The organism is Tardiphaga robiniae, assembly GCF_013359755.1.
GTDB classification, from domain to species: domain Bacteria; phylum Pseudomonadota; class Alphaproteobacteria; order Rhizobiales; family Xanthobacteraceae; genus Tardiphaga; species Tardiphaga robiniae.
Map to the genome: position 1 here is coordinate 556212 of NZ_JABMCJ010000094.1, position 13423 is coordinate 569634.

Annotated in this window: 11 protein-coding genes; 9 read left to right on the top strand and 2 right to left on the bottom strand. The window is 62.8% G+C overall.

Annotation, left to right across the window (positions count from 1 at the left end):
* Positions 1-4: 4 nt before the first annotated feature.
* From HP556_RS28975 to HP556_RS29000, 6 genes are all read left to right on the top strand, one after another.
* Positions 5-787, top strand: a complete 783-nt coding sequence (locus HP556_RS28975; RefSeq protein ID WP_068737894.1) for a succinate dehydrogenase iron-sulfur subunit — start codon at positions 5-7, stop codon at positions 785-787.
* Between the two features lie 205 nt (positions 788-992).
* Complete coding sequence (locus HP556_RS28980; RefSeq protein ID WP_246297930.1) at positions 993-2009, top strand: ABC transporter substrate-binding protein; 1017 nt, start codon at positions 993-995, stop codon at positions 2007-2009.
* A gap of 30 nt (positions 2010-2039) precedes the next feature.
* A complete protein-coding gene (locus HP556_RS28985; protein WP_175369458.1) occupies positions 2040-2828 on the top strand; it encodes an ABC transporter ATP-binding protein in 789 nt (262 codons plus the stop codon).
* Positions 2825-3598 carry an ABC transporter permease gene (locus tag HP556_RS28990; protein WP_093757930.1) on the top strand — a complete coding sequence of 258 codons (774 nt, stop codon included), beginning with the start codon at positions 2825-2827 and terminating at the stop codon, positions 3596-3598. Before HP556_RS28985 ends, HP556_RS28990 begins: the two co-directional genes overlap by 4 nt.
* A 99-nt stretch (positions 3599-3697) precedes the next feature.
* A complete protein-coding gene (locus HP556_RS28995; RefSeq protein ID WP_175369459.1) occupies positions 3698-5827 on the top strand; it encodes an ATP-binding protein in 2130 nt (709 codons plus the stop codon).
* Between the two features lie 50 nt (positions 5828-5877).
* Positions 5878-7851 carry an ABC transporter ATP-binding protein/permease gene (locus tag HP556_RS29000; protein ID WP_175369460.1) on the top strand — a complete coding sequence of 658 codons (1974 nt, stop codon included), beginning with the start codon at positions 5878-5880 and terminating at the stop codon, positions 7849-7851.
* A 37-nt stretch (positions 7852-7888) separates the two neighbouring features.
* On the opposite strand, the gene HP556_RS29005 is transcribed toward HP556_RS29000, so the two are convergent.
* Positions 7889-8275 carry an MAPEG family protein gene (locus HP556_RS29005; RefSeq protein WP_175369461.1) on the bottom strand — a complete coding sequence of 129 codons (387 nt, stop codon included), beginning with the start codon at positions 8273-8275 and terminating at the stop codon, positions 7889-7891.
* Between the two features lie 148 nt (positions 8276-8423).
* On the opposite strand from HP556_RS29005, the gene HP556_RS29010 reads away from it, so the two are divergent.
* The 3 genes from HP556_RS29010 to HP556_RS29020 all read left to right on the top strand — a co-directional run bounded on the left by HP556_RS29010 (position 8424) and on the right by HP556_RS29020 (position 11387).
* Positions 8424-8909: a pyridoxamine 5'-phosphate oxidase family protein gene (locus tag HP556_RS29010; RefSeq protein ID WP_175369462.1), complete on the top strand. Its 486-nt coding sequence runs from the start codon at positions 8424-8426 to the stop codon at positions 8907-8909.
* The gene (locus HP556_RS29015; protein ID WP_089266509.1) at positions 8910-9149 is read left to right on the top strand and encodes a hypothetical protein; all 240 of its coding nucleotides are present in this window, start codon (positions 8910-8912) and stop codon (positions 9147-9149) included.
* A gap of 198 nt (positions 9150-9347) precedes the next feature.
* Positions 9348-11387 (top strand): OmpA family protein, encoded by a 2040-nt coding sequence (locus tag HP556_RS29020; RefSeq protein ID WP_175369463.1) that lies wholly within the window; start codon positions 9348-9350, stop codon positions 11385-11387.
* A 262-nt stretch (positions 11388-11649) separates the two neighbouring features.
* Here HP556_RS29020 and HP556_RS29025 read toward each other — a convergent pair whose 3' ends face one another.
* Entirely contained in the window at positions 11650-13404 is a 1755-nt protein-coding gene (locus HP556_RS29025; protein WP_175369464.1) for an alkaline phosphatase, read from the bottom strand.
* Between the last annotated feature and the right edge of the window lie 19 nt (positions 13405-13423).

Here is a 13423-nt window from a genome sequence, read left to right on the forward strand (position 1 = left end):
GAGAATGGCTGAGTTCGCACTTCCGAAGAATTCCAAGATCACCGGCGGCAAGGAATGGCCGAAGCCGGCCGGTGCCACGCAGACGCGCGAATTCCGCGTCTATCGCTGGAATCCGGATGACGGCAAGAACCCGTCGGTCGACACCTATCACATCGATACCAACGACTGCGGTCCGATGGTTCTCGATGGTCTGATCTGGATCAAGAATAACATCGATCCGACGCTGACCTTCCGGCGCTCTTGCCGCGAAGGCGTCTGCGGCTCATGCGCCATGAACATCGATGGCCAGAACACGCTGGCCTGCACCCGTGCGATGGACGAAGTCGACGACGGCGCCATCAAGGTCAATCCGCTACCGCATCAGCCCGTCGTGAAGGACCTAGTGCCGGATCTCACCAACTTCTACGCCCAGTATGCGTCGATCGAGCCGTGGCTGAAGACCACCACGCCGACCCCGCAGAAGGAATGGAAGCAGAGCCACTCCGACCGCGAGAAGCTCGACGGTCTCTACGAGTGCATCCTGTGCGCCTGCTGCTCGACTTCGTGCCCGAGCTACTGGTGGAACAGTGACCGCTTCCTCGGCCCCGCAGCGCTGTTGCAGGCCACCCGCTGGGTCAAGGATTCCCGCGATGAGGCCACCGGCGAGCGTCTCGACAATCTCGAGGATCCGTTCCGGCTCTATCGCTGCCACACCATCATGAACTGCGCCAAGGCATGCCCGAAGGGTCTCAACCCCTCCGAGGCCATCGCCGAGCTGAAGATGAAGATGGTCGAACGTCAGGTCTGACGTTTTACGGATCTGGATTTGCCGATCAGGACACCGGTCTGCGCAAGCAGGCCGGTGTTCTTTTTTGCTCACGATTTAAGCATATTGCCTCCTCGAACCCGATCCCTCGGAGCCGCGGCGCTATTTCTCGTTGAAAAGGGGACTCGCCAAGGTTGGCACGGGCTGTGCTAGCCTGTGCCTGATAATTGATCAGGGGGAGTTTTTCATGTTTCGTCAGCTGGGTTTGAGCGTCATGGCGGGTGCAGCGCTGCTGGCGTCTGCGCTATCTGCGAGCGCCGACACCGATGTCAAATTCGCGCTCGACTGGAAATTCGAAGGTCCGTCCGCGCCGTATTTCGTTGCGCTCGACAAGGGCTACTACAAGGCCGAAGGCCTCAACGTGACCATCGACTCCGGTCCAGGCTCGGTCGCCGGCATCGCGCGGGTCGCGGCGGGCACCTATCCGATCGGCTTCTTCGACATCAATTCGCTGGCGCGCTTCCGCGACCAGAATCCGGACAAGGACGTCAAGGGCGTCCTCATGGTTTATGACAAGCCGCCCTTCTCGATTGTCAGCATCGCGAAGTCCGGCATCAATGGGCCGAAGGACCTCGAAGGCAAGATCCTCGGCGCACCGGCGCCGGACGGCGCCTTCGCGCAGTGGAAGGCCTTCGTCAAAGAAAACAAGATCGACGACAGCAAGGTGAAGATCGAGAATGTCGGCTTCCCGGTACGCGAGCCGATGCTCGCCGACGGCAAAGTCGATGCGATCACCGGCTTCTCGTTCTCGTCCTACTTCAACCTGATGTCCAAGGGCATCGCCGAGAAGGACATCAAGGTGATGCTGATGTCGGACTACGGCATCGTGCTTTATGGCAACGCCATCATGGTGAACCCCGAATTCGCAAAGGCCAATCCGAAACTCGTCGCTGGCTTCGTGCGCGCAACTGTCAAAGGCATCATCGACACCATCAAGGACCCCGACACGGCCATCAAGTCGGTGATGAAGCGCAACGAGACCGCCGACGAGAAGATCGAACTCGCCCGTCTCAAGATGTCGCTGAAGGACAACTTCGTGACCCCGTGGGTGAAGGCCAATGGCGTCGGCGGCATCGACGAGAAGCGCATGACTGATGCCATCGATCAGATCGCCGTGACCTACGAGTTCAAGAATCCGAAGCCGAAGGCAGGGGATCTGTTCACCTCGGAATATCTGCCCCCAGCCGACGCACGAAAATTCTAAGCGTCACGACAGAAGGCCAGGTCGTCGCGCATGGAAGCGTTCGTAGATATCGACGGCGTCACGCTCAAATACCGTGGCGCCTCGGGTGACATTGTCGCGCTCCAGGATGCGACGCTCAAAGTCCAGCGCGGCGAATTCGCCGCGGTGGTCGGCCCCTCCGGCTGCGGCAAGTCCACCTTGATGCGGCTTGTCACGGGCCTGCACAAGCCGACGGCCGGCACTATCGCCATCGACGGCAAACAGGTGACAGGCCCGGTCAAAATGGCCGGCATGGCGTTCCAGAACGCCAACATGCTGCCGTGGCGCAAGGTGATCGACAACGTCCTGCTGCCGCTGGAAATCGTAGAACCACATCGCTCGCAGTTTCGTTCCAAGAAAGTGGAGTTCCGCGCCAAGGCCGAGCAGCTTCTGGCTACCGTCGGTCTCGCCGGCTTCAGCGACCGTTATCCCTGGGAATTGTCCGGCGGCATGCAGCAGCGCGTGTCGCTGTGCCGCTCGCTGATCCACGAGCCGGCGCTGCTGATGCTCGACGAGCCCTTCGCCGCCCTCGACGCGTTCACGCGCGAGGAGCTGTGGTGCGTGCTGCGCGATCTCTGGCAGCGACTGGGCTTCACGGTGATTCTGGTGACGCACGATCTGCGCGAGGCGGCGTTCCTCGCCGACAATATCTACGTCATGAGCGCGCGCCCCGGTCACATCGTCCAGATCAAGCCAGTGGATTTCCCGCGCCCGCGCGATCTGCAGGTGACCTATGAAAAGGATTTCGGCGACATCGTGATGGAGCTGCGCATGAAGATCGCACAGGTGCGCCAGTCATGAACCCGCGGACTCTCGAAAAGCTTTCGCCCTGGCTCTTCACCATTGCCATCTTCCTGGTCTGGGAGCTGGCCTGCATCGTCTTCAAGGTCAACACGTCGGTGCTGCAGCCGCCATCGGCCGCCTTTGCGGCGATGTTCAAACTCTGGCGTGTGTTTCTCTATCATTCCTGGGTCACGCTCTGGGTGACCATGGTCGGATTTGCCCTGGCCGTGGGCTTCGGCATCATTCTCGGTCTCGTCGTGGGCTGGTCGCGGGCGATCTATCGCGGGCTCTATCCCGTGATGATCGGCTTCAACACGATCCCGAAGGTCGCCATTGTCCCGCTGCTGATCCTGTGGTTCGGCATCGGCGAAGTGCCGGCAATCGTCACCGCCTTCCTGATCTCGTTCTTCCCTATCGTGGTCAATATCGCCACGGGTCTGGCGACAACCGAACCGGAACTCGAGGACGTGTTGCGGGCGCTCGGCGCCGGCAAGCTCGACATCATGCTCAAGGTCGGCATTCCGCGTGCGCTGCCATATTTCTTCGGCTCGCTGAAGATCGCTATCACGCTGGCTTTCGTCGGTACCGTCGTGTCGGAGACGCTCGGCGCCAATGCCGGGCTCGGCTATCTGATCGCGCTGGAGGGTGCCAGCTTCCGTATGGCGAATGTCTACGCCGCCCTGCTGCTGCTCGCCTTTGAAGGCGTGCTCATGTACGCGGTCTTCGCGGGGATCGAGCAGCATTTCACCAAATGGGCCTTCCGGTCGCAAATGAGCGCGGCCGGCTAACGCCACAGGACCTCCTCCCGGCTACGGCGGGTTCCCGCCCGCGGAGCGGTTGGTGAGACACCGCCCTTGCGCTAGACTGCAGGGAGTCGGGCAGGTGCTGTGAAGACCGAACACCAAAATTCGTTGAGAACGCTGCAATGGATGATGGCCGCTTCGCTGGCCCTTCCGCTTGCACTGTTTCTGTTCGCGGCGGCGACATCGTGGGTGTCGACCCGCGAAATCGCCGACCGTGAGATCGAGCGTGCGCTCGATGTGGCGCATGAACACGCTTTAAAGGTGTTCGAGACGATCGACCGCAGCCTGTCGGAAATGAACGAGATCGTACGCGGTAAATCCGACGACGAGCTGCGTGCGCAATCGGACCGGATGGCGGGCCGGCTGAAGCAGCTCACCGATGCGCTGCCGCAGTTGAAGTCGGTCTGGGTGTTCGACAATAAAGGTCGCGCGCTGGTCAACAGTCTGGATCTGACGCTGCCGGATCTCGATTTCTCTGATCGCGATTATTACAGGGTCCATATCGCAGGTGATGCCGGCACGTTCATCGGTCAATCATTGTTGCCGCGCCCGCCCTATCAGGGGGCGCCGTTCTTTGGTGTGAGCCGCAGGCGGGTCTCGGCCGACGGCAGCTTCGCCGGCGTGGTGCAGGCCTCTGTCTTTCCGGAATATTTCGATCGTTTCTATGCGCGCATCGGCCACGATGCCGGGAGCTTCTTTGCGCTTGGTCTCACCGATGGTTCGATCCTGGCACGTTATCCGCAGCTCGACCGTGAGGTGCGTCTCGATCCCAAGGGGCCCGTGGGCCGCACCCTGTCGGCCCATCCTGCTGGAGGATTGGTCACGCTTGTCTCGCCCGGCGACAATGTCGAGCGCCGTATCGGCTATCAGCAGCTCGCCGGCTATCCGGTCTATGTCGCGGCAGGTCTTGAGACGTCAGCGATCCGTGCGCGCTGGCTGCGCACCATCAGCTATCATCTGATCTTCGGCGTTCCTGCGACGGCATTGCTGTTCCTGTTGCTGGCATTCGCGATCCGTCGCACCCGCCGGCTCAATTTCGAAGCGCTGAAACGGCGTGAGGCCGAAGAAGCGCTGAAACATGGCCAGCGCCTCGAAGCACTCGGCCAGTTGACTGGCGGCGTCGCGCATGACTTCAACAATTTGCTGACCGTGATCCGCTCGTCAGTCGACTTGCTGCAACGGCCCGATCTCTCGCCGGATCGTCGTGCCCGCTACATTGCAGCGATCTCCGAAACAGTGAATCGCGCCGCCAAGCTGACAGCGCAATTGCTGGCCTTTGCGCGGCGCCAGACGCTGAAGCCTGAAGTATTCGACGTCGGCCAATGCGTGCATTCGGTGAGCGAGATTATCGGCACGCTGACGGGGGCGCCTATCGAAATTATGACCCATGTGCCCGATGAGGCGTTGTTTGTGGATGCCGATATCGGCCAGTTCGAAACCGCGTTGATCAACATCGCGGTTAACGCGCGCGATGCCATGGCGGGCGAGGGGCGGCTGACGATCGCCGTCAGCGCGGCAGAGCAAGTCCCCGTTGCGCTTGCCCTGAGGTCTGACGGCTATGTGGCGATCTCAGTATCCGACACCGGCAGCGGTATTCCTGCCGATCAGTTCGAGCACATCTTCGAGCCATTCTATACGACCAAGGAAGTCGGGCAGGGCACAGGCCTCGGACTTTCGCAGGTGTTCGGCTTTGCCAAACAATCCGGCGGTGAGGTCGTGGTCGCCAGCGAAGTCGGCAAGGGCAGCACTTTCACGCTTTATCTGCCGCGCGTCTCCGGCGACAGCATCGCGCCGGCGCTGTCGGCGAGCGAAGCGCCCGTCGTCGATGGCCACGGCATGTCGGTGCTGGTGGTGGAAGACAATCGCGACGTCGGGACTTTTGCGACCGATGCGCTGAGCGAGCTTGGCTACACCACGGTGTTGCGGCCGAACGCTCAGGAAGCGCTCGTCGAACTCGCCCGTCATGCCACGCACTATGACGTCGTGTTCTCCGATGTCGTGATGCCTGGAATGACCGGCATCGAACTGGCGCAGGAGATTCGAAAACTCTATCCGGATCTGCCGGTGGTGCTGACCTCCGGCTACAGTCATGTGCTGGCGCAGAACGGTACCTTCGGGTTCGAGCTGCTGCATAAGCCCTATTCGATCGAGCAATTGTCGCGGGTGCTCACCAAGGCCGGCACCTGGCGCAAGGCTCAGCGCGAGGCTGTCTGAGCCGCTGGGAACTCCAGGGAACCTTTTGATTTCCTTGGCGTTATCGCGCCATGAGCAAACATTCAGTTAACGAAGCCAAGCCTGCATCCGACGCGTCCGATCTGAAGGGGCCGATTGTCGGGGTCGTTGGCGAGGACGGCAAGCATATCGAGCCGCCGCCGCCTGAAGTCGTGGAGCCCGATCCGGACCTGACGCCGGAAGAGGCCGAGCAGGCACGCAAGGACTATCTGCTGACGCGATTCTGGATCAGCGCGCGTGGCTTCTGGGGCAAGTCGGGCGACAGATTAGCCTGGGTGTTCTCGGTCGGGCTGCTGCTGCTCATCGTCGCCAATGTGGCGTTTCAATACGGCATCAATGTCTGGAACCGCGCGATCTTCGACGCCATCGAGAAACGCGATGCGGCCAGCGTGTTTCATCTCACTGGCGTGTTCTTTCCGCTCGCCATCGGCAGCGTGTTGCTGGGTGTCGCGCAGGTCTATGGCCGCATGGGTATCCAGCGTCGCTGGCGCGCATGGCTGACCAATTCTGTGGTGTCGCGCTGGCTCACCAGCGGCCGCTATTATCAGCTCAATCTTGTCGGCGGCGATCACCAGAATCCCGAATATCGGATCGCCGAGGATCTGCGCATCGCGACCGACTCGCCCGTCGACTTCGTCTCCGGCGTCATCGCGGCATTTCTCTCCGCCACCACCTTCATCGTCGTGCTGTGGACCATCGGCGGCGCGCTGACGCTGACTGTGGGCGGCAGTCTCATCACCATTCCCGGTTTCCTCGTCATTGCCGCGATCATCTATGCGGCCATTGCGTCCGGCTCGATCATGGTGATCGGCCGGCGTTTCGTGCAGATTTCCGAGGACAAGAACCAGGCCGAGGCGGAGTATCGTTATGCGCTTACCCGCGTGCGCGAAAACGGCGAGAGCATCGCGCTGCTCGGCGGCGAGGAAGAAGAGCGCGACGGGATCGACAAGACCTTCGGCAACGTCCTCAGGCAATGGGCGCGTCTTGCCGGACAGCATATGCGCACCACGCTGGTCTCGCAGGGCTCGAGCCTGATCGCGCCCGTCGTACCGCTGTTGCTGTGCGCGCCGAAGTTTCTCGACGGCAGCATGTCGCTCGGTCAGGTGATGCAGGCGGCGTCTGCGTTCACCATCGTGCAAAGCGCATTCGGCTGGCTGGTCGACAACTATCCGCGCCTTGCCGACTGGAATGCCTGTGCGCGTCGCATCGCCTCGCTGATGATGTCGCTGGACGGCCTCGAACGCGCCGAGCTCGGCGACGGTATCGGTCGTATCAAGCGCGGCGAAACGACGGATGAGACGATGCTGAGCCTGCATGATCTCTCCGTGACGCTCGATGACGGCACTGCCGTCGTCGGCGATGCCGAAGTGAAGATCGAGTCTGGTGAACGTCTGCTCGTCGCGGGCGAGTCCGGTACTGGCAAAAGCACGCTGGTGCGCGCCATTGCGGGCCTGTGGCCATGGGGCGGCGGTAGCGTCAATTTCCATCCGGACCGGCGGCTCTTCATGCTGCCGCAGAAGCCCTATGTGCCGTCAGGCACCTTGCGCCGCGCAGCCGCCTATCCCGCGGCGTCGGAGGACTGGACCGTCGAGCAGATCGGCGAGGCTCTCGACAAGGTCGGGCTCGGTCATCTCAAGGAGAAGATCGAGGAGGATGCGCCGTGGGACCAGACGCTGTCCGGCGGCGAAAAGCAGCGTCTCGCTTTCGCACGGCTGTTTTTGCACCGCCCTGATATCATTGTGCTGGACGAAGCGACCTCGGCGCTGGACGCGAAGAGCCAGGACAAGATGATGGAGCTGCTCACCAAGGAGCTGCCCAACGCCACGGTGGTATCTGTCGCGCATCGCGTCGAGCTTGAAGCCTTCCACAGCCGCAAGATCGTGCTGGAGCGCCGCAAGGGCGGCGCCAAGCTGGTCAGCGACATCGATCTCATCCCGCGCAAGGGTAAGCGCCGTCTGCTCGGCCGCTTCCTGCGCCAGCGCAAGCCGGCCAGGAGCGCGGCATGACACCAGGCGCTATGAGGTGCTTGCTGCGTGTTTCGACTTAGAAGAAGTTGATCTTCAGCGCCGGCGATAGGAAGATCGCGATATTGGCGAAGAGCCCGCCGGCATAGGCGGCTGAGCGCAGCGACGATTTATCCGCGATGTACAGCAGCGCGTGCGCAATCCGACACGCAAGATAGAGAGCGGCCAGCACGCTTACGGTCGTCGCCGATGCGCCAAAATTCAGCGCTGCGATGACCGAGACGGCGTAGAACGGGAAGCTCTCGAAGGCATTCTGATGCGCGGCATAGGCGCGGCGTTTGGCACCTGAGAGGTTCTCGGCGCTGTCGCGCGGCGCGCTGTTATCGCGCGATCCCGCTTTGGCATAACCAATAATGATCAGCGGCAGCAGTGCAGCAATCAGAATGCTCCAATAGGCGAACGGCATCGAAATCCCCCAGGTCAAATAGTATGGCCAAACTGCGTCTTGATGGGCGGTTCCTGTTCCGCTGTCAAACCCGCCTTCATCCGGCCCGTTGTCGCGGAACATCGCATCGATCGCGCCGTTGTTAGTTCAGCCCCAAGGGAGACAGATGATGGCCAATGACAATACCCGTGATATCGAACGTGCCTGGGAATTGATGAAGAAGATCGGCTTCGCCATGCTGGTGACGCATGATGGCGACAAGCTGCGAGCGCGCCCGATGGCTGCCTATGTGGATCGCGAAGCCGATGCGGTCTACTTCCTCAGCGATGCGCGTAGACACAAGGATGATGAGATCAAGCGTAATCCGAACGTGAATCTCTCTTTCGCAGATGCGAGCGATCAGAAATATGTCTCGGTGAGCGGCACTGCTGCCGTCTCGAACGATCGCGCCAAGATCAAGGAGCTGTTCACCACCTCCGCAAAGGCGTGGTGGGGCAGCGCGGAAGATCCGAATATTCGTGTGCTGAAGTTCACGCCTGACGATGCCGAGTTCTGGGACTCGCCGGGCACTGTGATCAGCTATGTGAAGATGGCCGCTGCGGCTGTGACTGGTACGCGTCCGGACATCGGCACCAACCGTAAGGTCGCAATCTAGATGCCTAAAGACGATTCACCCGGCATCGATCCCGTCGAGGATCCGCCGATCAAGCCCGGTCAACCCTCCGAACCGCCGCAGGAGAGCCCGCCGGGCAATCCGCGGCCCGAGGTACCGCCGCCGGTGCGCGATCCCGGTGAGCCGTCGCGACCCGAAGAGTTACCTGGAGATGTGCCTGATGAGATGCCGGTGCCAAATCCTGATATCAATCCGGGTCAGCAGCCGCCTGCAGTGATGTAGCGAACTACAGATCGATGGCCTGAACGCGCAATGAACAAAGCGCGTTTGGGCCATTGTCGTGTCGAAAATAAAAACGAATTTGCATTTGCCTGTCGCCACATTCCGGCCCAATGCATATCAGTTGATCAATATGCCGATTTGTTCGGCCGACAAAAATCAGTTTGTTGAAGATCCTTATCCGGGGGCCCAAGGTCTATCATGACAAAACTTCGTCTCGTATTACTGGCCACGACGACGCTCGGCGTTGCGCATATCGCAGCGACCGCTGCTTATGCGTCGAGTGTCGATGCGCCGATCGTGCTCGCGCAGGCCGCACCTGCTGCGCCTGAAGGTGAGCCCAAGGCTCCCCCGAAGGCACCACCCAAGGCTCCGCCAGCTGCTGCGCCTCCCGCCGCTGCGCCGCCGGCCGCACGCCCTGCGGCGCCGCCGCCGCCACCGGCTCCCCCTGCTGCGCGTCCCGCGCCTCCAGCACCTCCTGCTGCGCCGCCGCCTGCGGCTGCACCTCCGCGCCCGGCACCGCCGCCACCCCCACCACCTGCGGCCGCTCCGCCGCCGCGCCCAGCTCCGCCGCCGGCTCCCGTCGCGCCTCCGGCCCCGCGCGCCGCACCTCCAGCGCCCACCGCTGCGCCTGTAGCTCCGTCAGCGCCAACGCCGCCCGCTGCGCGCCCCGAACGTCGCGAGCCCGGCGAAGGACGTCCTGAGCGCCGTGAACCCGGTGCAACGCCGCCGGCCGGCGCACGTCCCGCGCCTGCAACGCCACCAGCCGCGGCGCCCGCGACACCGCCTGCAGCAACTCCGCCTGCCGCGCGTCCGGCACCTGCTGCTGCGCCGACACCGGCTCCAACACCGGCGACGCCGCCAGCGGCTGCGACTCCCCCTGCGGCAACGCCTCCTGCAGCAGCACCGGCGCCGTCGGCAGCTCCGGCTGCGCCGGGCACACCGCCTGCTGCGGGTGCGCCTCCGTCTGGTCGCCCCGGTGGCCCTGATGGCCGTGGTCCGGACGGACGAGGTTCGGATGGCCGCCGTGGTCCTCCTGGTGGTCCGGGCGCAGGCGCGCCCGGTGCACCCGGCACGCCGCCCAACGCTGCTGCGCCCGGCGTCGCGCCGAACGCTACGGCACCCGCCGCTGCGCCGCCCACGAGCACTGCTGCACCTCTCGTGGTCGCGCCCGGTGGCGGCAACATCAAGGTCGTGCAGCCGCCCGCCCCGACCGTGACGGCACCGATCCCTCAGGCGCCGCCGCCAGCAGTAGCGCTGACGCCGATCGCACCGGGCGCTGCCCCCCAGGGGCCGCGCAACATGGGCGATTTCCGCGGCCAGCGCAGCGAGCGCCAGGAAGGTGGTCGCACGATCATCACCGAGCCTGGACGCATCATCGTGCAGGATCCGAGCGGTCAGTCGTTCATCCGCCACAACGAGGTCGATCGCTTCCGCTACGGCGCGCGTGACATCCGTACGGATCGGGTCGGCGGTGAGGATCGGACCATCGTGATCCGTCCCGACGGCTCGCAGATCATCACGGTGGTTGGCCGCGACGGTCAGCTGCTGCGACGTATCCGCAGGGACCGCGAGGGACGCGAGATCATCATCATCGATAACTCGTTCCGTGGTCCGCGTGGCCCCGGCGGTCCGGGTGGTCTCGGCTTCTATGTCGATCTGCCGCCGCCGATGATCCGGATTCCGCAGAACCGTTACATCGTCGACTACGATCAGGCCTCGCCCGATCTCGTCTACGATACGCTGATCGCGCCACCGGTGGATCGCATCGAGCGCCGCTATACGCTCGATGAAATCCGCTACAGCCCGATGGTGCGCCAGCGCATGCCGTCGATCGATCTGGACTCGATCAACTTCGAGCTAGGCTCGTGGGATATCCCGCCGGATCAGGCCTCGAAGCTGCAGGTGATCGCAGATGGTCTCAACCGGGCGATCTCGCGCAATCCACGAGCGGTGTTCCTGATCGAGGGTCACACCGATGCGGTCGGCTCCGACGTCGACAATCTGTCGCTGTCGGATCGCCGCGCCCAGTCGGCGGCAGAATTGCTCACCCAGCAATTCCAGGTGCCGGCGGAAAACCTGACGTCGCAGGGTTATGGCGAGCAGTATCTGAAGATCCAGACCGACGGTCCGGAGCGCCAGAACCGCCGCGTCACGATCCGCAACATCACGCCGCTGTTGAACGGCGGTCAGGCGTCGCTACCCCCGCCGCCTCCAGGTACCGCGCCGCCGCGTCGCTGAGCGGTTTGATATGAAAGAAAATGGCCGGGAGCGATTCCGGCCATTTTTGTTTTGATAGTACGCTGCTGCCAATGGCTTCCCTCCCTCAAGCGGCGTAGCCGCGCAGTGGGGAGGGGCGGCCGATAGGCCGGGATGGGGTGTCTCCGCAATTGAGAGCGCCGTGTGCTGCGCCACCCCACCCGTCACGATACTCGCTGGACGCTCGCATCGCGCCACCCTCCCTATTGCGCGGCTGAGCCGCTTGAAGGAGGGAAAGACGCTACTACTTCGCCGCCAATCCCAACGCATCCGCCATCACGCGAAACACTTCCGTATTGTCCATCGAACCCTTCACACGGTCGCTGCCGGGGCCGGTGGCGGTGAGGATTACGTCCTCGCCGGAATGCACGCTGGCGCCCATCATGGCCGGCAGGTTGCCGAGCCGCAGCATGCTGCCGGGCGCATTCTTGTATTTCTCATTGGCCTTGAAAGTGCCGGGCTCTTCGCCCTTCTCGGTCGGATCGTTCGGATTGTCGAGCTTCGGCCGCAGCGTCTCATAGTGGTCTGGCAGGCTGGCCGACATGATCGCAAGCCGCCGGCTGACATCGATGCGCGATGGATAGCCTTCGGCATCCGGCGCGGGATAGTTCGGGAAGCCGGCCTTCTCATAGACGCCAAGCCGTTCGCGCAGCGGCAGGTTTGACTCCTTGCTCATATCGTCATTGACGGTGCCGACCAGGCTGTTGGGATGGCTGTGGTCGGAGACGACGAGGATGAGCGTGTCGTCGCCGCGCTTGGCTGCCCAGTCTCGGGCGAGCTTCACGGCGTTGTCGAGCATGATGACGTCATAGACGGCGCGGTCCATGTCGAGCAGATGGGCGTATTTGTCGATCAAGCCGGACTCGACCATCAGGAAGAAGCCGTTGTCGTTACGCGACAGGATCTTGAGCGCGCCATGCACCTGCTCGGTCAAATCAGGCTGCTGCGGAAATTTCTTCACGCCGCCGCCGCCGAGGAACTTGCGGTCCAGTACGCCGTCCATATTGCCAGGCGTAAAAAGTCCAAGCAGCTTGCGCGTCTCCGGCTTCTTGGCGAGGCCGTTCAGTTCGGGCGCGGTGGTTGCAACCGAATAACCGGCATCGCGGAAGCGCGCGACATAGTCGACGTCATCCTTGCGCTTCGAGGTGGCGGCTGCCTGCGGCAGGTAATTTGCGGCGCCGCCCCCCATCAACACGTCCGGCTTGGCCGCAAGGAACTGCGCGACGATCTCGTCATAGGCCGCGCGGCGGCGGGTATGCGCGATCATCGCGGCGGGCGTCGCGTCCTCGACCTCGGTATTGGTGACGATGCCGATCGCCAGATCGAGCTTGCGCTTCGCGAGGCTGGTGATGGTCTCGACCTGCGGGTCATCGAATACATTCGCCGTGCGATCCGCATAGACGCCCATCGCATTGGTTGCGGTCTTGTGGCCGGTGGCATAGGCGCTGGCCGAATTCGCGGAATCGGTGATGATGGAATCGGAGCCCGCCGTTGCTACCATCGCCATATGCGGCATGTCGTCCATGGCGAGCTTGCCGCGGCTCTTGCCTTCGGTGATGCCCTTCGACAGCAAGCGTGCGCCGACGCGATGCGCCAGCGACATGCCGTCGCCGATGAACAGGATCACGTTCTTCGCCTTGCGCGGGCCGGTATCGTAGACGTTCCACGTCACCGCGCGGCCGCGTACGCCGTCGCTGACTTCGATCTTGTAAGTCCCGGCTTTATCGAGCGTCACGTCGCGCAGCAGCAGCGCGGACTGATCCTTGCCGTCTTCCCTCGCGATGTAGTCCGCGGTCTTGCCGAACGCCGCAGTCTGGTCGGCGCCGTTGATCGTCACCTTGATATCGGCGGCCTGAACCAGTTCGGGAAACTCGACCTTGAAGTCGAATTTCGCGCCCGCGAGGATATCAGCGCGGTCGAGCGGATAGATCGCCTGTGCGCAGACTGGGGTGTTCATGAAAAAGGCCGCAAATGCGGCCAGCAACGACGTGTTTCTCATGGTGGACGTCCCAAGCGAG